This is a genomic window from Sideroxyarcus emersonii (genome assembly GCF_021654335.1).
Taxonomy (GTDB): Bacteria; Pseudomonadota; Gammaproteobacteria; order Burkholderiales; family Gallionellaceae; genus Sideroxyarcus; species Sideroxyarcus emersonii.
Window position 1 is genome coordinate 462,180 of record NZ_AP023423.1, and the last position, 21,929, is coordinate 484,108.

Genomic DNA, 21,929 nt, shown 5'->3' on the forward strand with positions numbered 1-21,929 from the left:
GCCGCCGAAATCCCCCTCTATTCACGTCATCGATTCGACGCCCGTTTCAGATAATACGCACAAGAGAAGCGGTCTCGGCAGGCCGCAAGAATGAGTGCAAGAGGTGCGTATGGATATCCTGGAAACGTTGAAAGCCGCGATGATGCGCGGCGGGGTGCGCGGTCTGGCAGGCCCAATCCTGATCGTGATGATCCTGTCGATGATGGTGCTGCCGCTGCCGCCGTTCCTGCTCGATATCCTGTTCACCTTCAACATCGCCATGGCCATCATGGTGCTGCTGGTGGCCATGAACACCACCAAGCCGCTCGATTTCGCCGTGTTCCCCACCGTGCTGCTGATTTCGACGCTGCTGCGCCTGTCGCTCAACGTCGCCTCCACCCGCGTGGTGCTGCTGCAGGGCCACACCGGCCCGGATGCGGCCGGCAAGGTGATCGAGTCGTTCGGCCATTTCCTGGTCGGCGGCAACTACGCCGTCGGCATCGTGGTGTTCGTCATCCTGGTGGTCATCAACTTCGTGGTCATCACCAAGGGTGCCGGGCGTATCGCCGAAGTGGGCGCGCGTTTCACCCTGGATGCGATGCCCGGCAAGCAGATGGCCATCGATGCCGACCTCAATGCCGGCCTGATCGGCGAAGATGTGGCGCGCAAGCGCCGTGCCGAGATCGCGCAGGAAGCCGACTTCTACGGTGCGATGGACGGTGCATCCAAGTTCGTGCGAGGGGATGCCGTGGCGGGCATCATCATCATGCTCGTCAACGTGGTCGGGGGGCTGGTCATCGGCGTGGTGCAGCACGACCTGGACATCGCCGCCGCCGCCAAGAATTACACCCTGCTGACCATCGGCGACGGGCTGGTGGCCCAGATCCCCGCGCTGGTGATCTCCACTGCTGCCGGCATGGTGGTGAGCCGTGTTTCCAGCGAGGACAACATCGGCCAGCAGCTGACCAAGCAACTGATCGCCAGCCCGCAAGTGCTGGTGCTGACGGCCGCTATCATCGGCATGCTCGGCATGATTCCCGGCATGCCGCACTTCGCATTCCTGCTGCTGGCGGGTGCGCTGGGCTGGTTCGCCTTCTTCCTGCTGCAGCGGAGCAGGGAGGCGGAAGCAAAGGCGGCTGAGGTGGCGAACCCGGTTCTCGCGCAAAGTACCGAAGCGCCCGAAGCCAGCTGGGAGGATGTGGCGCAGGTGGACGTGCTGGGCCTGGAGGTCGGCTATCGCCTGATCTCGCTGGTGGACAAGGCGCAGGACGGCGACCTGCTGCGGCGCATCAAGGGCATCCGCAAGAAGTTCACCCAGGATATGGGATTCCTGCCGCCCGCCGTGCACATCCGCGACAACCTCGACCTGCGCCCGAACGGCTACCGCATCACGCTGAAGGGCGCGGAGATCGGCAGCGGCGAGGCCTATCCCAATATGTTCCTGGCGATCAACCCCGGCCAGGTGAGCGGGACTTTGCCGGGTGCGCAGACCAAAGACCCGGCGTTCGGGCTGCCTGCCGTCTGGGTGGACGGATCCGTGCGCGAACAGGCGCAAGCCATGGGCTACACCGTCGTCGATGCCGGTACCGTGGTGGCGACGCACATGAGCCATCTGATCCATACCCATGCGGCCGAACTGCTGGGACGCCAGGAACTGCAGCAGCTGCTGGACCATCTGGGCAAGTTCGCCCCCAAGCTGACCGAAGACCTCGTGCCCAAACTGTTGCCGCTGGCGACGGTGCAGAAGGTCATGCAGAACCTGCTGGACGAAGGCATGCATATCCGCGACATGCGCACCATCCTGGAGACCTTGGCCGAGCACGCGCCGCAGACCCAGGATACTGCGGTACTGACCGGGCTGGTGCGCGTGGCGCTTGGCCCCGCCATCGTGCAGCAGTTCTATCCCTCGGCGCAGGAACTGCAGGTCATCGGCATGGACAAGGAACTCGAATACGTACTGGCGCAGGCGTTGCAGGCAGGCGGCTCGGCGATCGAGCCCAGCTTGGCCAGCACCCTGCTGCGCGAGGCGCGCAGCGCCGCACAGACGCAGGAGCAGATGGGGCTGCCCACGGTGCTGCTGGTGCCGGGGCATATCCGCGACCTGCTGGCGCGCTTCCTGAAACGTTCGCTGCCGCAGCTGCGGGTGATTTCGCAGGAGGAAGTGCCGGGATTCAAGACGGTAAGGTTCACATCGATGGTGGGAGGTAGGGCATGAACGCTAGAAAATTCATTGCAGCCAGTTCGCGCGATGCGCTGAAACTGGTGCGTATCGAGCTCGGCGAGGATGCCGTGATCCTGTCCAACCGCAAGGTGGCGGAGGGCGTGGAAATCGTGGCGATGGCCGGTTCCGAACTCGCGCATCTGAGCGAAACACGCCTGAACGATGGTGCCGCAGAGCCGCGCGGCAGATCGCCAGTCAAGGGGGGCGAAGGTGCAACCAGGCAGGCGGCAGCCGTCGGCAAGCTGAGCCCGCAAGGCGCCAACCAGGCGGCGATGCTCGGCGCGAAAGTGCTGGAAGCGAACGAGATGCGTCAGCAGGAAGCGAAGCGCGAAAACAGGGAGACAGGCACGGAGCAGCAGACACTGCTGTCCGAGATCAAGACCATGCGCAACCTGATGCAGGAACAGATGGCCCGCCTTTCGTGGTCGGACATGCAGCAGCGCGATCCGGCCCGTGGCGGCCTGTTGCGCGACATGCTCAACGCGGGTTTCAGCCCGATGCTGTCGCGGCAGTTGCTCGACAAGATGCCTGCCGGCGGCGGTCTCGACTGGCTGCGCAGCATCTTGGGACACAATCTGCGCGTGGCTACGCTGCAGGAGGATGTGGTGGCGCGCGGCGGCGTGTATGCGCTGGTCGGTCCGACCGGCGTGGGCAAGACCACCACGACCGCCAAGCTGGCGGCGCGTGCCGTGGTGCGCTACGGCGCCGACAAGGTGGCGCTGGTGACCACCGACAGCTATCGCATCGGCGCACACGAGCAATTGAAGATCTACGGCAAGATCCTTGGCGTATCGGTGCATGCGGTGCGCGACACCGAGGATCTCAAACTGACCCTGTCCGGCCTGAAGCACAAGCATCTGGTGCTGATCGATACCATGGGTGTGGGGCAGCGCGACAGCCGCGTGGCCGACCAGGCGCGCATGTTCGATGCGGTGGGCGTGCAGCGCCTGCTGCTGCTGAATGCCACCAGTTCCGGCGGCACGCTGGACGATGTGGTGAAGATGTACGGCGGCACCGGCGTGATCGGCTGCATCCCGACCAAGCTGGACGAGGCGGTGACCCTGGGCACGGTGCTGGATGTGGTGGTGCGCCACAAACTGACCATGCATTACATCGCCAGCGGCCAGCGCGTACCGGAGGACCTGCACGAGGTGAACCTGGAATACCTGCTGCACCGGGTATTCAAGGATGTGGGCAAGGCGGGTACGGCATTCTCCATGCGGGAAACCGAATTGCCCGCTTTTATGGCCGGGATTGGCAGCGCGCGGACGATGGGAGAGCAATATGCGATCTGACAATCCGGCAAACAATTCCTTTCCTCAATCCGCTGGTGGAATAACTGGCCATTCGACTATGCCCGCCAGCGGGAGAGCAGAAAAACCAGAACGGCAATCTTTTATCCCCGATCAGGCCGCAGGGTTGCGCCGCCTGCTGGCGCGCACCACTTCGCGGGTGGTGACGGTGGTCGGCGCGCGCGACGGCTTGGGGGCGACCAGCATCGTGGTTAACCTTGCCGCGGTACTGGCGAATTCCGGCAAGGATGTGCTGGTGCTGGACGAGAACCTGTCGCAGGACAACGTGGCGAACACGCTGGCGCTGAGAGCCCGTTATGATCTGCTGAATGTGGTGCGCGGCGACAGGACCTGGCAGGATGTGATGTTGCGCGATGCGCAAGGCGTGCATGTGCTGCCGGTGGCTCGCGCGATACAGAGCCTGCCTAGGCTGGATGAGGCGCAACGCGAGCGGCTGCTGCAGTCATTGAGCGAGGCTGCCAGGGATATGGATGTGGTGCTGGTGGACGCGGCGCGTGCCGGCCATTCCGTCTGCGCCAGCCTGTCCGGCGAAGAGCCGCTGTTGCTGGTGCTGAATGCCACAGCCAGCGGGATCACTGAAAGTTATGCGCTGCTCAAGCAGATGGCGATGCATAATGGCAGGCAGGCATTCGATATCGTGGTCAACAAGGTCGGCAGCGAACGCGAAGCGCTGGCGGTGTTCGACAATGTGGCACAGGTGGCGAGCCGCCACCTGCAGGTGCGGCTGGAGTACCTGGGCCATATTCCGGTTGATGAAAAGCTCAAACGTGCGACACAATTATGCCGTCCGGTGATCGAGGCGTTCCCGGCGGCCCAGGCATCCTATGCCATGCGCGAGATCGCACAGGGCCTGCTGCGGGTGCCGCAGGCCTCGGATGAGCGGCATGATGTGCTGGGCAGCGTGATGCAACGCCTGATGCGCCAGGCGCGCCCGGCCAAGAACATAATGGCGACGATGACATGAGGATCGCCAGCAACCTGAAGATGAAGGCCATGTATACGCCGAACGGATTGAGCGACAAGGAAGAATGCCTGAAGGAGTATGCGCCTCTGGTGAAGCGTATCGCGCATCACATGATGCTGAAGCTTCCGGGCAGCGTGGAAGTGGACGACCTCATCCAGGCGGGCATGATGGGCCTGCTGGATGCCGCCAGCCGCTACGACGAATTGCGCGGTGCGCAGTTCGAGACCTATGCCGCCCAGCGCATACGCGGCGCCATGCTGGACGAATTGCGCGGTGCGGATTGGCTGCCGCGCAGCCTGCGCCGTGACATGCGCCGTATCGAGGTGGCGGTCAGCCGTTTGCAGCAGAAGCTGGGCAAGGCGCCGAGCGAGACCGAGATTGCCCGGGAGCTGGGCGTCTCCCTGCCCGAATACCAGGAGATGCTGCAGGAGGGGCGCGGGGCGCAACTGCTGTATTACGAGGATTTCCACGGTGAGGGAGACGAGGATTTCTTCGAACGGTTCGAGTTCTCCAGCGATAGCAACCCGCTGGAACTGTTGCAGGACGGGCGTTTTCGCGAGGCGCTGGTACAGGCGATCGAACGATTGCCGGAACGCGAACGGATGATGATGGGCATGCACTATGAGCAGGACATGAACCTGCGCGAGATCGGCGAGGTGATGGGAGTCTCCGAGTCGCGCGTGTGCCAGTTGCACAGCCAGGCGGTGGCCCGTTTGCGGGCCTCGATGAAGGGATATTGATGGACAAACTCAGCCTGTTCGGCCTGCTGCTTGGTTTTACCGGCATCGTCGGCGGACAGCTGCTCGAAGGCGGCACAATCAATGTGCTGCTGCAACTGGCGGCCTTCATGATCGTGTTCGGCGGCACGATCGGTGCGGTAATGCTGCAGCATCCGCTCAATGTGTTCATGACCGGGATCAAGATGGGCAGCTGGGTGTTCGTCACGCCGGTGGTCGATACCCAGCGGCTGGCTACGCAGATCGCCGTCTGGGGCGGCATCGCACGCAAGGATGGCATCCTTGCGCTGGAATCCCAGCTCAAGCATGTCGACGATCCTTTTGTCGCCAAGGGATTACAGCTGCTGGTGGACGGCAACAGCGCGGAAAAGATCCGCGAGATACTGGATATCGATGTGCATAGTTACGAAACCTTGCGTTGGCAATCCGCCCGGGTGTGGGAGTCCGCAGCGGGTTATTCCCCGACCATCGGCATCATCGGCGCTGTGCTGGGGCTGGTACATGTGATGCAGAGCCTGGGCGATCCGGCCAGGCTGGGCGCGGGGATCGCCGTGGCATTCATTGCCACCATCTATGGCGTCGGCTCGGCCAATCTGATCTTCCTGCCGATCGCCGGCAAGCTGAAGATACTCATCGCGCAGCAGGTGAACATGCGCGACATGCTGATCGACGGATTGTGCATGATCGCCAATGCCGAGAATCCCCGCTTCATCGAGAACAAGCTGAAGGGCTACAGTCCGGAGGCCGGCTGATGGCGCGCCGCCCGAAACGTGCCGAGCACGACAACCACGAGCGCTGGATGGTCTCCTACGCCGACTTCATCACCCTGCTGTTCGCCTTCTTCGTGGTCATGTACGGCATCTCCTCGGTGAACGAGGGCAAATACAAGGTGTTCAGCGTGGCCGTCAACCAGGCGTTCGGTGCCAACGGCAAGGCAGGTGAGGGCAGCGCAGTCCGCCTGAGCGAGGATGAGATGTACTTCAAATCGCTGGTCGACAGGCGCAACGCGCGGCTGGCCGAAAAGCAGCGTAAACAGAACGAGCGCATGGAGAATCTGGCCAACAGCCTGAATCAATCCATGGCGGCTTTTGTGAAGAGCGGGCAGATGAACGTCTCCCAGACCGGCCGCGGTGTGGAACTGGAGATCAATGCCAGTGCGCTGTTCAACCAGGGGGAAGCGGACATCCAGCCCGACGCGCGCAAGACGCTGGCAGATGCGGCGAAAGTGCTGGCGGACAACGAATTCGCCATCGAAGTGGTGGGATATACCGATAACCTGCCCATCAGTACCGCGAGATTTCCCTCCAACTGGGAGCTGTCGTCGGCGCGCGCCAGCAGCGTGGTGCGGCTGTTCATCGAGCAGGGAATCGGCGCACAGCGTCTGAGGGCGGTCGGGGAGGCCGACAATCAGCCGGTGCTGTCGAACGATACGCCGGAGGGGCGCGCCCGCAACCGGCGCGTGACCATCACCGTGCTGACACCTGAGCCGGAAACGGAATCCGCCCTGCAGCCACCGGCGCCAGAGCAGCAGTAAGCCAGCAAGATTAGGGGTTAGACGCTGCCGAGAATGCGGCTGGCACTGGGCTGATTGGGTTGCCCATCCGCGCCGTAGAGGCCGGCTGTACTCTGGGCTGCACCGTAGAGCACGCCGAGCGCCTGCTGGTTGTAACGCAGCTTGATCTGGATCAGTTCGCCGTTGGTCTGGTTCAGGCGCTGCAGGTGCGCAGCCAGGCGGCGAGTCTCCTGCCATGTGGGCAGTCCCTGCGTCGCATTTTCTTTCAGCCATGCCGCCATGTCGAGGCCGCTAGCCTGCAAGTGTTCCTGCCGTGCCCTGGCAAGCGCCGTGATCTTGTCGGTGAGCTGGATCTTGGCTTCGGAGAGGGGCAGGAGTTTTTCGGTGTGCTGTCCGAGCAATGCGCGCCGCTCGTCTTCAAGCAAAACGACGAATGCGCGCAAAGCTTCGCATTCGTCGTTCAGGTTGGACAGGAGTTCCGTCGTGCTGGTAGCGGTTTTCAGGTGCGTCAATGTTTGCTCGCGGTGATGAGATCCTGCACGGAATTGATCAACCGGTCGGCTACAACGCCCGAATTCACCTTGAAGCGGCCTTCGCTGATGGCCTGCTTGATCTCCGCCACTTTCTGGACATTCACCAGCGGTGTGCTGGCGATGCTGCTCTCCATGCTGCGCAGCTGCGCAGTGGTCGAACCCAGATGCACGCTGGTTGCGCTATTTCCCGTGGAGCTGGTCTTGCCGTCCGTGGTTTGTACAGCCGTATTGCGCGAACCCGCTTCCCCGGCTGATGGGGTGGGTAGCGGCTTGCTGGTCTTTTCGATCTTCATTGGGTATTCCCCTTCACACTGGCACGTTCGCTTACTACATCGGCAGTTGATCGATAAACTTTAGGGTGGCTGCTTGAATGTTGTGCATTATATGCATTTCAGGGGCGTACTTCCACGTCCCCTGCCGCAGTTGCCATGCCGCTGACGACCTGGCCGGAAGGCATGCGTACCTGCACGGCTTGCCCTTCGGCGGCGTTATTGAGCGCTTCGCCGGACGTGCGGACGGAGATCCCCGCGCTGTTAACCCGGACTTCGGTCGTTTTGCCCTGGATCACCACGAAGGGCGCGCGCAGCATGTCTTCCCGCAATACCTGTCCCGCCCCGATGCCGAACCTGGGCATCTTGCCGACCGCCTGGGCTGGATCGGTCAGGATGCCGGGTTGTCCCAGTTCGCCATCCCGGAGGCTGAAATCGTTCGCATTCAATACTTTGTTTTGCAGCAGCGGGTGATTGGCGACGAGCAGTGTGGCGCTGACGCGGATGGTCGCCTGTACGAAGATCGACCAGCCAGGGTTGCCGTTGCAGCGTACGCCGATGCTGGTTTTGCCGAGCAACGGCGAGTTGCCGGACTGGAAAGCCTCGAGCGGGGTGCAGGCCGGCAGTGCGGTGCGCGCGTCGATGTTCTCGATCTGGATGCTGACCTTGCCGGGCAGGGACTGCGTCTGCGCCCGGGCGTATGCCAGGGCGGTGTCCCGGATGAGGGCGTGGCTCTGCTTCTCCATGGCCCAGGCGGGGGGGGCGCAGACTAGCAAGACGCACAATGTTGAACACAGGTATTTCATGGCGATATTGTGGAACCGGGCCGGTTTTTTGAAAGCGGGAAATAAAACGGGTTTCTGCCCTTAATCGACAGATAGGGGGGGGCAAGCCGTGATTAGTATGCAAGCCATGAAAAGAGTAGCAGCCGTGGGGGCCAGTCAAGGAAACAGCGCGTAAGGCCCCGGTTGCGCAAGCATACGCAGGAAAACAGGGCCGGTCGAGAGGGCCGCTACGGAGGCAGGAGGGAAAGATGGCTGGCAGGATAGATCAGATGCTCCAGTTTCAGCAGACGGCGCTGAATTTGCGCGCCGTGCGGCAGGAACTGATCGCGTCCAACATCGCCAATGCCGACACGCCGAACTACAAGGCCAAGGACATCGACTTTGCCAGTGCGCTGCAGGGGGCACTTTCCGGCAGCGGCGGGAAACTGCCGGTAGCGGCCACTTCGCCGCAGCATCTGGCGGGGGCGACGGGCGAGAGCGTGATGGGTGCTCCCGTGCTGTACCGCAAGCCGCTGCAGCCCAGCGCCGACGGCAATACGGTGGATATGGATGTGGAGCAGGCGCAGTTCGCCGACAATGCCTTGCGCTATGAGGCCAGCCTGAAATTCATCAGCGAAGACGTGAAGGATGTGTTGAGCGCTTTACAAGGGTTCTAGAAAACTGTTTCCGGCGGTCCCTGTTGTCGTGTGCGGAAGGCTGGGGATTCGGGAAACAGGCAGCAAGGAGGGTTAAGATGTCACTATTCAATATATTCAACATTGCCGGCTCTGCCATGACGGCGCAATCGCAGCGCCTCAACGTGGTCGCCAGCAATCTCGCCAACGTCGACAGCGCCACCGGGCCGGATGGAAAGCCGTACCGGGCCAAACAGGTGGTATTCAGCACCACTCCGATCGCCGGCCAGGCAGGCGAGGGAGTGCAGGTCGCAGCTGTCGTGGAAGACAGTTCGCCGATGAAGGTCGTGTACGACCCGCAGCATCCGATGGCCAATGCCCAGGGGTATGTGACGCTGCCCAACGTGAACCCGGTCGACGAGATGGTCAACATGATCTCAGCTTCACGCTCCTACCAGAACAACGTGGATGTGATGAACACGTCCAAGAACCTGCTGATCAAAACGCTCACCATCGGACAATAAAGGAGGCTAAAGCCATGACCACTTCAGTGCAGAGCAGTACTTCATCCACGGCTGCGCAATCGATCACGTCGACAGCAAGCTCCCAGCTGGCGGCGACCCAGGATCGTTTCCTGACGCTGCTGGTGACCCAGCTGCAGAACCAGGACCCGCTCAATCCGATGGACAATTCGCAGGTCACTTCGCAGATGGCGCAGCTTTCCACGGTGAGCGGCATCAATCAGCTGAACGCCACGGTGCAGGCGCTGAGCTCCAGCATGGCAACGTCGCAATCCCTGCAGGCGACGTCGATGATCGGGCATGCCGCGCTGGTGCCGGGCAGCCAGATCAGCCTGGCGAACTCGCAGGGAACCGCGGCGGTGGAATTGACCCAGCCGGCGGACAGTGTCACGGTGAATGTCTCCGATGCCAGCGGCAATGTCGTGCGCACCCTGCAGCTGGGTCAGCAAAGCGCGGCCGGAGTGGTCAACTTTGCCTGGGATGGCAAGGATAATACCGGTGCGACCGTGGCGGACGGCACTTATCAATTCAGCGCCACGGCCATGGTCGGGACAAGCAAGAGCAGCCCGACGACACTGTCTTACGGCATGGTGAACAGCGTTTCGCTGACTTCCAACGGGCCGGCGCTGGGCATGGGGGCACTCGGCGATGTGGCGCTGAGCGCGGTGCGGCAGGTTTTGTAATGAATGTTGCGCAAGGCGCACGTGATCGATATTAACAGGAGGTTGTCATGGGTTTCGAACAAGGTCTGAGCGGTCTGAATGCAGCATCCAAGAGTCTGGACGTGATCGGCAATAATGTCGCCAACGCCAGCACGGTCGGCTTCAAGGGTTCGCAGGCGCAATTCGCCGATGTCTACGCCAGTTCGATGGCCGGTTCCAGCGGCGGGCAGGCGGGTATTGGCGTCAGGGTGGCCACGGTGGCGCAGCAATTCACCCAGGGCAATATCACGACCACCAACAACTCGCTGGATATGGCTATCAGCGGTGCCGGTTTCTTCCGCATGGACAACAACGGATCGATCACCTACTCCCGCAACGGCCAGTTCCAGATGGACAAGAACGGTTTCATCGTCGACAGCCAGGGCTACAAACTCACCGGGTATCTGCCGAATGCCGCCGGCACGATCGTGGCGACCGCTCCCGCAGATTTGCAGATTTCCACCGCCGACCTGCTGCCCAAGCCGACCGCGAGCGTCACCGCCGGACTCAATCTGGACGCACGTCTGGCCGTGCCGGCAGTAGCTCCATTCGATCCGAACAATTCGGCGACCTTCAACAACTCCACCTCGGCGACAGTCTACGACAGCCTGGGCGGCGCCCATACCGCTTCGCTCTATTTCGTCAAGACGGCCACCAATGCCTGGAACACCTATCTGACGGTGGACGGAGCTTCGGTTCCTACCCCGGTGGCTCCCCTGACGGCGATGACCTTCAGTACCAGCGGCGTAATGACGGCACCAGCGGCGGCGGTGACTTCCGCATCGTTCACGCCGTCGGGCGGGGGGGCGGCGCAAACATTGAGCTTCAATTTCGCCGGCACCTCGCAGTTCGGCAGCACCTTCGGCGTGAATTCGCTCACCCAGGACGGCTATACCTCGGGGCACATGACCGGGTTCAGCACCGGCTCCGACGGTATCGTGACCGGGCGCTATTCAAACGGACAGACCAAGCCGCTGGGCCAGGTCGTGCTGGCCAATTTCAGCAATGCGCAGGGCTTGCAGCCGCAGGGCAACAACCAGTGGGTGGAGACCGCAACCTCGGGCGCTCCGCTGGTGGGCGTCCCCGGTTCTTCCAGCCTCGGCGTGCTGCAGACCTCGGCCACGGAAGATTCCAATGTCGACCTGACCGCCGAGCTGGTGAACATGATCACCGCCCAGCGCGCATACCAGGCCAATGCACAGACGATCAAGACGCAGGACCAGATCATGCAGACGATCGTCAACCTGCGTTAAGCGGAACAAGGCGAGGAGGGCGATATGGACAGGCTGATCTACACCGCGATGACCGGGGCTTCGCACACCATGCAGCAGCAGGCATCGGTGGCGCAGAACCTGGCCAACATCAATACGCCGGGGTTCCGCTCGACCATCGACGCTTTCCGCAGCGTGCCGCTGGTCGGGGAAGGATTGCCGACCCGTACCTTCGTGGTCGATTCGACCGCCGGCACCGACTTCACGCCCGGCGTCATGCAGGCGACCGGGCGCAAGCTCGATGTGGCCATCGACGGCAAGGGCTGGATCGCAGTGCAGGACGAGAACGGCAACGAGGCCTATACCCGCAACGGCAGCCTGCAGGTATTGCCCGGCGGCATCCTGCAGGCCCGCAACGGCATGACGGTGATGGGCGATAGCGGGCCGATCACCATTCCGCCGGACACCGAGGTGACGATTGCCAAGGACGGCACCATCTCGACCGTGCCCAGCGGCACGATGGCAGCCCAGGAGGTGATCGTCGGACGCATCAAGCTGACCAACCCGCCGGAAAACCAGCTGGTGCGCGGCGAAGACGGCCTGTTCCGCACCCGGGACGGCAAAGCTGCCGATGCCGATGCGCAGGTGACGGTAGTCTCCGGCAACCTGGAGGGCAGCAACACCAATATGGTGGAGTCGATGGTGAACATGATCTCGCTGGCGCGCCAGTACGACATGCAGATGAAGATGTTGCAAACGGCGGACGACAACGCCAAGCAGGCCAGCGGTGTGCTCAGTGTCACCGGCTGAATTTTAAAAAGGATATTTATCATGATTCGTTCCCTGTGGATCGCCAAGACCGGTATGGAAGCGCAGCAGACGCAGATGGATGTCATCTCGAACAACCTTGCGAACGTCGGCACCAACGGCTTCAAACGTTCGCGTGCGGTGTTCGAGGACCTGCTGTACCAGAATATGCGCCAGCCGGGCGCACAGTCGTCGCAGCTGACCCAGATCCCGTCCGGCATGCAGGTCGGTACCGGGGTGCGACCCATCGCCGCCGAACGGCTGCAGACGCAGGGCAACCTGCAACAGACCAGCAACCAGCTGGATGTGGCGATCCAAGGGGCGGGTTTCTTCCAGGTATTGCTGCCCGACGGTACCACCGGCTATACCCGCGACGGTTCCTTCCAGACCAACAACCAGGGCCAGATCGTCACTTCCAACGGTTTCCCGCTGCAACCGTCGATCACCATTCCGGCCAATGCGACTTCGATCACCATCGGCCAGGATGGCGTGGTTTCGGTCACGCAGCCGGGTACGGCAACGGCGGTGCAGGTCGGCAGCATACAGCTGGCGACATTCATCAACCCGACCGGCCTGGAAAGCATGGGACAGAACCTGTACCAGGAGACGGGTTCGTCGGGCGCCCCGCTGGCCAATGTGCCTGGCACCAACGGCACGGGTACCGTGAGCCAAGGCTATGTGGAGACCTCCAACGTCAACGTGGTGGAAGAACTGGTCAACATGATCCAGACGCAGCGTGCCTACGAGATGAACTCCAAGGCAATCACCGTTTCGGACCAGATGCTGCAGAAACTGACACAGATGTAAGTGAGGCACGCCATGCGCAAGATCATTGGAATGATTAACCTGCTGTTGCTGGCGTCGTCGCTGGCGGCCTGTGTGCCATCGACCAGCATCAAGGACCCCCTGACCGCGCGTCCGGTGGAGCCGGCGGCGGCGGCAGACAACAAGGGGGCGATTTTCCAGGCCGGGGTGAACGACCGTCCGATGTTCGAGGATTATCGTCCGCATCGGGTCGGCGACGTGCTGATCATCAACATCGTCGAGGCGACAGCGGCTTCCGGCAAGTCCGGGCATGACGATACCAATACCGGCAGTCTGGCCATGACCGCCCCGGCTCTGGCCGGTGCGACGGGCGGCGTGACCGGCAGCAGCGGTGTCAAGTCGGGTAGTGCCAGCGACAGTTCCGGCAGCAATTCCTTCTCCGGTGCGATCACGGTGACGGTGATCGAGGTGTTGCCCAACGGCAATCTGCGCGTCGCCGGGGAAAAACAGGTGGCCATCAAGCTGTCCCAGGAATATGTGCGCTTCTCCGGCGTGGTGAATCCCATCACCATCAGCGGCAGCAATACCGTGCAATCGACCCAGGTGGCGGATGTGCATATCGAATACAAGGGGGCGAACAGTATCGATACGGCGTCGGTGTTCAGCATGTTCAACCGCATCTTCTACTCGATATTGCCGTTCTGACGAGGTGAAATCATGAATATCAGATCGTTTCTGTTCGCCCTGCTGATGCTCGTTTCCATGAGTGCAGCGGCGGAGCGCATCAAAGACATTGCCACCGTGCTGGGCGTGCGCGAGAACCAGTTGATAGGCTACGGCCTGGTGGTCGGCCTGGACGGCAGCGGCGACATGACCATGCAGACGCCGTTCACGGTGCAAAGCATCACCAACATGCTGCTGCAGATGGGAGTCAACATGCCGCCGGGCAGCAGCAGCATCATGATGCTGAAGAACGTGGCCGCGGTGACGGTGACGGCTTCGTTGCCGCCATTCTCGCGTCCCGGCCAGACCATCGACATCACGGTGTCGTCCATCGGCAACGCGAAAAGCCTGCGCGGCGGCACCTTGCTGATGACGCCGCTGAAAGGCGCAGACGGGCAGGTGTATGCCATGGCGCAGGGCAACATGCTGGTGAGCGGGGCGGGTGCCGCGGCAGCCGGTTCCAAGACGCAGGTGAACCACCTGAGCGTGGGCCGCATCCCCGGCGGTGCGACGGTGGAACGTTCCGTGCCGACCGCTCTGGGCCAGGGCGAGTACGTCTATCTCGAATTGAACAATGCCGACTTCACCACGGCGATGCGTCTGGCGGAAGCGATCGATCACAACCTCGCGCCTGTCCAGGGAATCGCCATGGCCGTGGATGCGCGCACCATCCAGATCAAGGCGCCGGAAGGCGGCGCGCGCGTTGCCTTTATCTCGCAGATCGAGAATCTGGATGTCGATGTGGCGGCGGGCAGCGCCAAGGTCATCGTCAATGCACGCACCGGCTCAGTGGTGATGAACCAGCATGTCTCGCTCGACGACTGCGCGGTCGCGCACGGCAACCTGACGGTGGTGGTCAATGCGGAGAATACGGTGAGCCAGCCCGCACCGCTTTCCCAGGGGCAGACTGCGGCCGTGACCAATGCCACGATCGAGATCAATGCCGACAAGGGCAACCTGCTGCGGCTGAAACGCGGCGTCGACCTGAACGATGTGGTCAAGGCGCTCAACTCCATCGGCGTGACCCCGCAGGACATGCTGGCGATCCTGCAGGCGATGAAGTCGGCGGGTGCTTTGCATGCCGACCTCGAGGTGATCTGAGGCTGCGGTCATGGCGATCCCCGGTACCGACATCGGCAGTTTGGCGGCAGACAGCCAGAGCCTGGACAAGCTGCGCCTGCAGGCGAAACAGGCTCCCGATCAGGCGCTGAAGGCGGCGGCGCAGCAATTCGAGACGGTGTTCCTGAACATGATGCTGAAGAGCATGCGGGATGCGACACCGCAGGATGGGGCGCTCGACAGCGAGCAGACCAAGATGTTCACCGGCATGCTCGACCAGCAACTGGCGCAGAACATGTCGGCGCGCGGCATCGGCCTGGCCGACCTCATGGTGAAACAGCTCAGTCGTACCCATTCCGGCAGCGCGCCGGCACCGGCAGCCACTTCAGCCGTGCCGGGGGCGGTGCCGTCTGCCTATCAAGGCGATGTCCAGCAGGCTTTCGTCGACAGGATGAAAGCGCCGGCCGAGCAGGCCAGCCGCAGCACCGGCATTCCGGCGCACCTGATCCTTGGGCAGGCTGCGCTGGAAAGCGGCTGGGGCAAGCGCGAGATCAGGATGGCGGACGGCAGCAACAGCCACAACCTGTTCGGCATCAAGGCGGGCAAGGACTGGAACGGCAAGGTGGCGGAGGTGACCACCACCGAATACCACAACGGCGTGGCGAGCAAGCAGGTGGAGCGATTCCGTGCCTATGGCTCATATGCCGAATCGTTCCAGGACTACGCCAATCTGTTGAGCGGCAACCCGAGGTATGCCGGCGTGATCGGGCAGGGGGATGCCAGGATGTTCGCGCAGGGGTTGCAGCAAGCCGGCTATGCCACCGACCCTCGCTATGCCGACAAGCTGGCTGGAGTGATCGGCAGCGTCAGCGCGCGCGCCTAAAGTTTCTGATTATTGTGCCGATACCCATGGCGTGAAGTTGAATAAGGGCGGAAGGATCCGGATATGAGCATCTATGGTATTGCAGTGAGCGCGCTGAATGCGGCACAAGCGGGTCTCACGACGACCTCGAACAACATCGCCAATGCCAACACGCCCGGCTATTCCCGCCAGCAGATCATCCAGGCTGCGATGCAGCCGCAGAACACGGGTTCGGGCTATCTGGGCCAGGGCGTCAATGTGACGACAGTGGTGCGGCGGTACGACCAGTTCCTGGGCGCGCAGGTGCTCGAAGCGCAGACGCAATCGTCCAGCCTGAATACGCAACTGGGTCTGGCGCAGCAGGTGAGCAACCTGCTGGGAGGCACCAACGGCGGCATGACTCCATCGATGCAGGATTTCTTCACCGCGGTGAATGCCGTCGCCAATGCCCCGCAATCGGTCCCGGCGCGACAGACCATGATCGGCAGCGCACAGTCCCTGGTGAACGGTTTCCAGACCATGAACCAGAGCCTGAACCAGATCCGCGATGGATTGAACGGCCAGATCACTTCCAGCGTAGCCCAGATCAACAGCTATGCGACGCAGATCGCCTCGTTGAACGACAAGATCGTGCAGATGCAGGCCAACAACCCGAACCAGCCGCCCAACGATCTGCTGGATCAGCGCGACCAGCTGGTCAACCAGCTCAGTCAGCAGATACGCGTCTCCACCATCAAGCAGGGCAACGGTTCGATGGATGTGTTCATCGGCAACGGCCAGTCGCTGGTACTCGGCAACCAGACGACGACGCTGCAGGCAGTTCCCTCCACCACCGATCCCACTGCGCTCGAAGTCGCTTACACCAACAACGGCACCGTAAACCGGATCCAGCAGAGTTCGCTGCAGGGCGGCAGCCTGGGCGGATATATCAGTTTCCGCCAGACCATGCTCGATCCGGCGATCAATGCGCTCGGTCGCATCGCGATGGGTTTCGCGAGCACCTTCAACCAGCAGCAACAGCAAGGTATCGACCTGAATGGTGCGCTCGGCACCAACATGTTCACCATGGCAGTGCCGCGCGTGACGGCGGCCACCACCAATGCCGGCAACGGCGTGATCGCTGCGACCGTCAGCAGTACCTCGGCGCTGACCGGCAACGATTACAGCGTTCAGTTCGACGGCACCAACTACAACGTTTACAACACCTCCAACAACAGCCTGGTGCAGTCGTTCACGCCGGCACAGATGGCTGCGGGCCAGACGGTGACGGGAACCGGCATCACGCTGCAGCTGACCAGCGGTGCCGCGACGGCGGGGGATTCGTTCCTCGTGCGTCCGACAGTGGACGGGGCGGGCAGTTTTGCCCTCAATATCACCGACCCGACCAAGATTGCAGCGGCGTCGCCGATCCGTTCCAATGCGCCGACCAGCAACCTGGGGACGGGCACCATCGCGGCGGCCACCGTGTCCGGCGGCGTGCCATTGAATGCGAACCTGCAGCAGCCGGTCACCCTCACATTCAACAACCCTCCCACGACCTTCAACGTGACGGGCACGGGAACGGGAAATCCGACCAACGTGCCCTATACCCCGGGCGCGGCGATCACTTATAACGGCTGGACGACGCAGATCAGCGGCACGCCTGCCGCCGGCGATATCTTCACCGTCTCGCAGAACTTGAACGCCACCACCGACGGCAGCAACAGCCTGCTGATGGCGGCATTGCAGACCACCAACACCCTGGCAAACAACACGACCAGCTATCAGGGCGCCTATGGGCAGTTGATCGGCCAGATCGGCACCCAGACCAACCAGCTGACGGTGACCAGCCAGGCACAGACTACCCTGTTGAACTCGGTGACCGCCTCGCAGCAGGCCGTTTCCGGCGTCAACCTGGACGAAGAGGCCGCGAACCTGGTGCGTTACCAGCAGGCATACCAGGCGGCAGGCAAGGCGATGCAGGTGGCGAACACCATGTTCGACACCATCCTGAATCTGAAGTAGGAGCGGATCATGCGTATCAGTACCGGCACCATCTACAGCACGAACGTCTCATACCTGGACAATCTCCAGGTACAGATCGCGCAAACGACGCAGCAGATCGCGTCCGGGCAAAGCATCCTGAACCCGGCCATGGATCCGGTCGGTGCGGCGCGCGCGACCGAACTGACGTTGTCCAATGCGACCACCACGCAATACGCGTCGAACAACACCGCTGCGACCAACACCCTGTCGCTTTCCGACGGCATCCTGCAGAACGTGACCTCGCTGCTGCAGAGCGCGCACGATACCGCGATCACCGGAGCCAACGGGAATTCCTTGTCTGACGGGAACCGCCTGGCATTGGCGAAGAGCCTGCAGGGAGCTTTGCAGGACTTGCTGGGGCTGGCCAACAGTACCGATGGCAACGGCAACTACCTGTATTCGGGGGGGCAGGGCAGCGTGCAGCCCTTCGTCAATACCGCCGCCGGTGTGGTCTACCAGGGCGACGACGTACAGCGCAAAATGCAGGTGGCGCCATCGCGCCAGATAGCCAGCAGCGATTCGGGCGCCGATCTCTTCATGCGCATCCGCAACGGCAATGGAACGTTCCAGACGGGGCTCGCTGCCGGGAATACGGGTACCGGCACCATCAGCCAGGGCGTGGTGACCAATGCCGGCCTGTATAGCGGCAACAGCTATCAGGTCACCTTTGGCGCAGGCGGCACCACGTACAGCATCAAGGATGTCACGGCCGGGCCGCCGGGAGTCGCGGTCGCCGGACAGACCGGCGTGGCTTACGTGAGCGGGCAGGCCATCAGTTTCAACGGCATCCAGTTCAGCATCACCGGTACCCCGGCCGCAGGCGATACCTTCAACGTGACGCCCAGCAGCAACCAGAGTGTATTCGACACGCTCAACAAGCTCATCAATACGCTGAGCACGCCCTTGTCCGGGGCAACTGCGGCAACCGTGGCGGCAAACAGCCAGGCCATGAGCGATGGCATCAACGCGTTGACGCAGGATCTGAACAACGTGCTGGGCGTGCGCGCCACCATCGGTTCGCGGATGAACGAGCTGACCGCGTTGCAGTCCACCGATACCCAGCTGAGTCTGCAATACCAGCAGACACTCTCATCCATCCAGGATACCGATTACAACAAGGCCATCACCAACCTGTCGCAGCAGAAACTGGTGCTGCAAGCGGCGCAGCAATCGTTTGCGCAGGTATCCAAGCTGTCGCTGTTCAATTACCTCTAATCGTTTTTGCCGGCATGAACGGCGTGCAGGCATGTCCTGCACGCCGTTGATATTTTTGGAGATCGGTGCGGCGTGAATGCCGGGACGAGCCGTTTTCCCCGACAGTTCTGCAGGAACGACTGCAGTGTCGGCGTGTTGCTTGCAGGCACATTCTGGCCCTGGGCGGCATTCATCGAATCGACCAGATTCTGGAAGCTGGTGTTCAGATTGCTCAGCGGGTCAGTGCCATTGCCCTGTGTGCCGGTCGAATTGGCCTGGCTGTTTGCCGATAACTGCTGCAGCAGGGTTTGCAGCTTGGCCGCCAATTGCGAGCCATGCTTGCCTGTTGCGGAGATCGACTTGCTGCCGTCATTGTCGCCATCCGAATCTCCTCCACTGCCTTGGCCGCCATTGATCTGGCCCAGTGCGGCAAACAGGTTCTGCATGAATGCCTGCAACGCCGCTTGCGGATCAGTGGTGGATGAAGTTGTATTGGATGCCGATGTGCCGGCAGACGAGGTTGTCGAGTTGCCCGGCAGGCTTTGTCCTAATGCCTGTTCGATGGCGCTGAGGAAATTCGATTTGCCCGCCTTGCGGACCCCGCTGCTGCCATCGCTATCGCCGTCAGAGTCTGTCATGCCGACCTGCGGCGATGCAGCGGCTGTCTGTTGCAGATATGACGTGTTGCTCAAGCCAGAAATGTTGTTGATTGAACTCATGGTATTTCTCCGCAAAATTGAATGGGGAACTGGATTGCCGTGATTACCCAATGCAGGGAGTTTATCCCCGGTTCCATTGCTTTATTGGGTGGAACAGGATGAAGAAAATGCACTATTTCGGTCTTTTGCCGATGTCTGCACAGGCGGCATGATGCGCGCTGGAAGCAAAGTGGAGTGATGAACGGGTGCCGCCTCCAGCGGCTAGAATATGCAAATGAAAAAACGGATGATGATTGACTCTACCCGGTTGCTGCTGTCATGACCGAGCGGGAACGAACGGAAGCGGAAGCGCTGTTCTTCAGGGGCAACCTGTGCATGCAGAACGGCGACGATGCCGCCGCCGAAGCCTGCTTCAGGCAAGCCGTGCAGGTGGCGCCCGACTTTGCCGAGGCGTATGCCAATCTGGGGCTGTTGCTGGAACGGAAAGGCGATCTGGAAAACGCGGAAGCATGCTACTGGCGCTCCATCGCGCTCAACCCCGCCTATGCCGAGACCCACCTCAATCTCGGGGTGCTGTTGGCGCAGCGGAAGCGCTTCAGGGAAGCCGAGCTGGCCTATATGCAAGCGATCATGCTACGGCAGGATTCGCCTGTCGGCTGGTCGAATCTGGGAGTGCTGTATGCCTGCACGAAACGCGAAGTAGAAGCGGAGCAATGTTATCGCACCGCGCTGTCCCTGGATGCCGCCTACAGCAAGGCCCGTTTCAACCTGAGTTACCTGCTGCTGCGTCAGGGCCGGCTCGACGAGGGCTGGGAATGCCTGGGCGCGCGCAACTGGCTGCCCGCGTTCGCCGGTCAGCTCGACTGCCCTCCCTGGCAGGGCGAGCCGCTGCTCGGCAAATCGGTGCTGATCGGTTATGAAGCAGGCCACGGCGACATGATCCAGTTCTGCCGCTATGCGGCGGTACTGAAGGAACTGGGGGCTGCATCGATCACCCTGGTTTGCCACCCGGCACTAAAGACGTTGTTCGCGTCCCTGGCGGAGGTGGATCGCGTAATTGCACTCGACGAGCCGCTGCCCTCGTCCGGCTGGGATGTCTGGACGCTGCCGATGAGTATTCCGCGCTACTGCAAGACGCGTCTCGATTCCATTCCGGACAATATCCCCTACCTGCATGTTCCGGCCAGCCTCATCGAAAAATGGGGGGCGGTGATGCCGGGCGGCGGGCTGCGTGTCGGCCTAGTGTGGAAAGGCAATCCGAATTTCGAGAATGATGCCGAGCGCTCGCTGCTCTCGCTCGAACTGCTGGCTCCCCTGGGACGGGTGGCCGATGTGCAGCTGTACAGTTTGCAGAAAGGCGCAGGCGAGGACGAAGCGCTACAACCGCCCGCAGGCATGCGTCTCACCCCTCTCGGTTCGCAGCTGACCGACTTTGCCGATACCGCTGCAGCCGTGATGAATCTCGACCTGGTCATCTGCGTCGACACCGCCGTCGCCCATCTCGCCGGTGCGCTGGGCAAGCCGTGCTGGGTGCTGTTGCCGGACTACAAGACGGACTGGCGCTGGCTGACCGGGCGCACCGATTCGCCGTGGTATCCGGGTGTCATGCGCCTCTTCCGCCAGCCCGTGACGGGCGGCTGGGATCCTGTCGTCGCCGACGTGGCGGTTGCGCTGGAACAGTGGAGACAGCAGCAGCTCATTCGGCCAGCGTCGGGTACAGCCTGACGGCGATCAATAGCAACGCACCGAACACTGCGAACAGCACGGCGAAATCGACAGCGTAGCCATGTATGTTTGATCCTCCTGCGATCATGAGTCCACGCAGTACATCGATCAGGTAAGTAAGAGGATTGAGCTGAGCCACTGCGCGAAGCCAGTCCGGCATGATGTCCAGCGGGTAGATTGCGTTGCTTGCGAAGAACAGGGGCATGGTCAGCAGTTGGCCGATACCCATGAAGCGTTCGCGCGTTTTGACAATGCAGGCGATGACCAGCGAGAACGTGGCAAAGATTCCGGATCCCAGCATGACGCTGGCCAGTACCGCGCAAATCGCCAGGACATCCAGATTGAGCGGGACGTGCATGATTAGCGCAATGACATAGATGACACTGGCCTGCAGGATGCCGCGGAACCCGGCCGCCACAGCTTTCCCAAATACCAGGGATGCGCGTCGAGCCGGGCTCACCAACAATTTGTGCACCACGCCAAGGTCGCGCTCCCAGATGATTGCGATGCCATAGAAGATCGCGCTGAACAGGACACTCTGTGCAAGGATGCCCGGCGTGATGAATGCAAGATAACTCAACTGTCCTGTCTGGATGCCACGAACCTGTGCAAGTACCTGGCCGAATACCGCCAGCCACAACACCGGTTGTACCGCCCGCGAGATGATCTCGGTCGGATCGCGAACGAGCTTGATCAACTCCACTTGCACGATAGCGATGCTTTCCCGGACGAATCGTTTCATGTCTTGA

The 21,929-nt window shown here is 61.8% G+C and carries 23 protein-coding genes; 18 read left to right on the top strand and 5 right to left on the bottom strand.

Annotated elements, in window-relative coordinates; translation table 11 throughout:
- Positions 1 to 109: 109 nt before the first annotated feature.
- The 6 genes from flhA to motD all read left to right on the top strand — a co-directional run bounded on the left by flhA (position 110) and on the right by motD (position 6,748).
- A complete protein-coding gene (gene flhA, locus L6418_RS02195) occupies positions 110 to 2,194 on the top strand; it encodes a flagellar biosynthesis protein FlhA (protein WP_237247847.1) in 2,085 nt (694 codons plus the stop codon).
- Positions 2,191 to 3,495, top strand: coding sequence for a flagellar biosynthesis protein FlhF (gene flhF / locus L6418_RS02200; RefSeq protein ID WP_237247848.1), 1,305 nt, complete (start codon positions 2,191 to 2,193; stop codon positions 3,493 to 3,495). Before flhA ends, flhF begins: the two co-directional genes overlap by 4 nt.
- 124 nt (positions 3,496 to 3,619) lie before the next feature.
- Positions 3,620 to 4,477, top strand: coding sequence for a cellulose synthase operon protein YhjQ/BcsQ (locus L6418_RS02205; protein ID WP_237247849.1), 858 nt, complete (start codon positions 3,620 to 3,622; stop codon positions 4,475 to 4,477).
- 29 nt (positions 4,478 to 4,506) lie between these two features.
- Positions 4,507 to 5,217, top strand: coding sequence for an RNA polymerase sigma factor FliA (locus tag L6418_RS02210; RefSeq protein WP_237248688.1), 711 nt, complete (start codon positions 4,507 to 4,509; stop codon positions 5,215 to 5,217).
- Positions 5,217 to 5,966 carry a flagellar motor protein gene (locus L6418_RS02215; protein ID WP_237247850.1) on the top strand — a complete coding sequence of 250 codons (750 nt, stop codon included), beginning with the start codon at positions 5,217 to 5,219 and terminating at the stop codon, positions 5,964 to 5,966. The genes L6418_RS02210 and L6418_RS02215 overlap by 1 nt, the downstream gene beginning before the upstream one ends.
- Positions 5,966 to 6,748 (top strand): flagellar motor protein MotD, encoded by a 783-nt coding sequence (gene motD, locus L6418_RS02220; RefSeq protein ID WP_237247851.1) that lies wholly within the window; start codon positions 5,966 to 5,968, stop codon positions 6,746 to 6,748. The genes L6418_RS02215 and motD overlap by 1 nt, the downstream gene beginning before the upstream one ends.
- A gap of 17 nt (positions 6,749 to 6,765) precedes the next feature.
- On the opposite strand, the gene L6418_RS02225 is transcribed toward motD, so the two are convergent.
- From L6418_RS02225 to flgA, 3 genes are all read right to left on the bottom strand, one after another.
- Positions 6,766 to 7,239, bottom strand: coding sequence for a flagella synthesis protein FlgN (locus L6418_RS02225; RefSeq protein ID WP_237247852.1), 474 nt, complete (start codon positions 7,237 to 7,239; stop codon positions 6,766 to 6,768).
- Positions 7,236 to 7,553, bottom strand: coding sequence for a flagellar biosynthesis anti-sigma factor FlgM (flgM, locus tag L6418_RS02230; RefSeq protein WP_237247853.1), 318 nt, complete (start codon positions 7,551 to 7,553; stop codon positions 7,236 to 7,238). Before flgM ends, L6418_RS02225 begins: the two co-directional genes overlap by 4 nt.
- A gap of 98 nt (positions 7,554 to 7,651) precedes the next feature.
- A complete protein-coding gene (flgA, locus tag L6418_RS02235) occupies positions 7,652 to 8,275 on the bottom strand; it encodes a flagellar basal body P-ring formation chaperone FlgA (RefSeq protein ID WP_237247854.1) in 624 nt (207 codons plus the stop codon).
- A gap of 287 nt (positions 8,276 to 8,562) precedes the next feature.
- Between flgA and flgB the strand changes: the two genes are divergently transcribed.
- From flgB to flgL, 11 genes are all read left to right on the top strand, one after another.
- Positions 8,563 to 8,970 (top strand): flagellar basal body rod protein FlgB, encoded by a 408-nt coding sequence (gene flgB, locus L6418_RS02240; RefSeq protein ID WP_237247855.1) that lies wholly within the window; start codon positions 8,563 to 8,565, stop codon positions 8,968 to 8,970.
- A gap of 77 nt (positions 8,971 to 9,047) precedes the next feature.
- Positions 9,048 to 9,452 (top strand): flagellar basal body rod protein FlgC, encoded by a 405-nt coding sequence (gene flgC / locus L6418_RS02245; protein ID WP_237247856.1) that lies wholly within the window; start codon positions 9,048 to 9,050, stop codon positions 9,450 to 9,452.
- 14 nt (positions 9,453 to 9,466) lie between these two features.
- The gene (locus L6418_RS02250) at positions 9,467 to 10,132 is read left to right on the top strand and encodes a flagellar hook assembly protein FlgD (RefSeq protein WP_237247857.1); all 666 of its coding nucleotides are present in this window, start codon (positions 9,467 to 9,469) and stop codon (positions 10,130 to 10,132) included.
- A gap of 47 nt (positions 10,133 to 10,179) precedes the next feature.
- Positions 10,180 to 11,403, top strand: coding sequence for a flagellar hook protein FlgE (flgE, locus tag L6418_RS02255; protein ID WP_237247858.1), 1,224 nt, complete (start codon positions 10,180 to 10,182; stop codon positions 11,401 to 11,403).
- Between the two features lie 24 nt (positions 11,404 to 11,427).
- Positions 11,428 to 12,171: a flagellar basal-body rod protein FlgF gene (flgF, locus tag L6418_RS02260; RefSeq protein WP_237247859.1), complete on the top strand. Its 744-nt coding sequence runs from the start codon at positions 11,428 to 11,430 to the stop codon at positions 12,169 to 12,171.
- 21 nt (positions 12,172 to 12,192) lie between these two features.
- Entirely contained in the window at positions 12,193 to 12,975 is a 783-nt protein-coding gene (gene flgG / locus L6418_RS02265; RefSeq protein WP_237247860.1) for a flagellar basal-body rod protein FlgG, read from the top strand.
- 12 nt (positions 12,976 to 12,987) lie between these two features.
- A complete protein-coding gene (locus L6418_RS02270; RefSeq protein WP_237247861.1) occupies positions 12,988 to 13,638 on the top strand; it encodes a flagellar basal body L-ring protein FlgH in 651 nt (216 codons plus the stop codon).
- A 12-nt stretch (positions 13,639 to 13,650) separates the two neighbouring features.
- Positions 13,651 to 14,757, top strand: coding sequence for a flagellar basal body P-ring protein FlgI (locus tag L6418_RS02275; RefSeq protein WP_269807820.1), 1,107 nt, complete (start codon positions 13,651 to 13,653; stop codon positions 14,755 to 14,757).
- 10 nt (positions 14,758 to 14,767) lie between these two features.
- Positions 14,768 to 15,598, top strand: a complete 831-nt coding sequence (flgJ, locus tag L6418_RS02280) for a flagellar assembly peptidoglycan hydrolase FlgJ (RefSeq protein WP_237247862.1) — start codon at positions 14,768 to 14,770, stop codon at positions 15,596 to 15,598.
- 63 nt (positions 15,599 to 15,661) lie between these two features.
- On the top strand, positions 15,662 to 17,581 hold the full coding sequence (gene flgK / locus L6418_RS02285; protein ID WP_237247863.1) for a flagellar hook-associated protein FlgK: 1,920 nt from the start codon (positions 15,662 to 15,664) through the stop codon (positions 17,579 to 17,581).
- A 9-nt stretch (positions 17,582 to 17,590) separates the two neighbouring features.
- A complete protein-coding gene (gene flgL / locus L6418_RS02290) occupies positions 17,591 to 18,817 on the top strand; it encodes a flagellar hook-associated protein FlgL (RefSeq protein ID WP_237247864.1) in 1,227 nt (408 codons plus the stop codon).
- Here flgL and L6418_RS02295 read toward each other — a convergent pair.
- Positions 18,814 to 19,515: a hypothetical protein gene (locus L6418_RS02295; RefSeq protein ID WP_237247865.1), complete on the bottom strand. Its 702-nt coding sequence runs from the start codon at positions 19,513 to 19,515 to the stop codon at positions 18,814 to 18,816. The genes flgL and L6418_RS02295 overlap by 4 nt on opposite strands.
- A 258-nt stretch (positions 19,516 to 19,773) precedes the next feature.
- Between L6418_RS02295 and L6418_RS02300 the strand changes: the two genes are divergently transcribed.
- Positions 19,774 to 21,180, top strand: coding sequence for a tetratricopeptide repeat protein (locus L6418_RS02300; protein ID WP_237247866.1), 1,407 nt, complete (start codon positions 19,774 to 19,776; stop codon positions 21,178 to 21,180).
- Here L6418_RS02300 and L6418_RS02305 read toward each other — a convergent pair.
- A complete protein-coding gene (locus tag L6418_RS02305; RefSeq protein WP_237247867.1) occupies positions 21,152 to 21,922 on the bottom strand; it encodes an ABC transporter permease in 771 nt (256 codons plus the stop codon). The genes L6418_RS02300 and L6418_RS02305 overlap by 29 nt on opposite strands.
- Positions 21,923 to 21,929 lie beyond the last annotated feature (7 nt).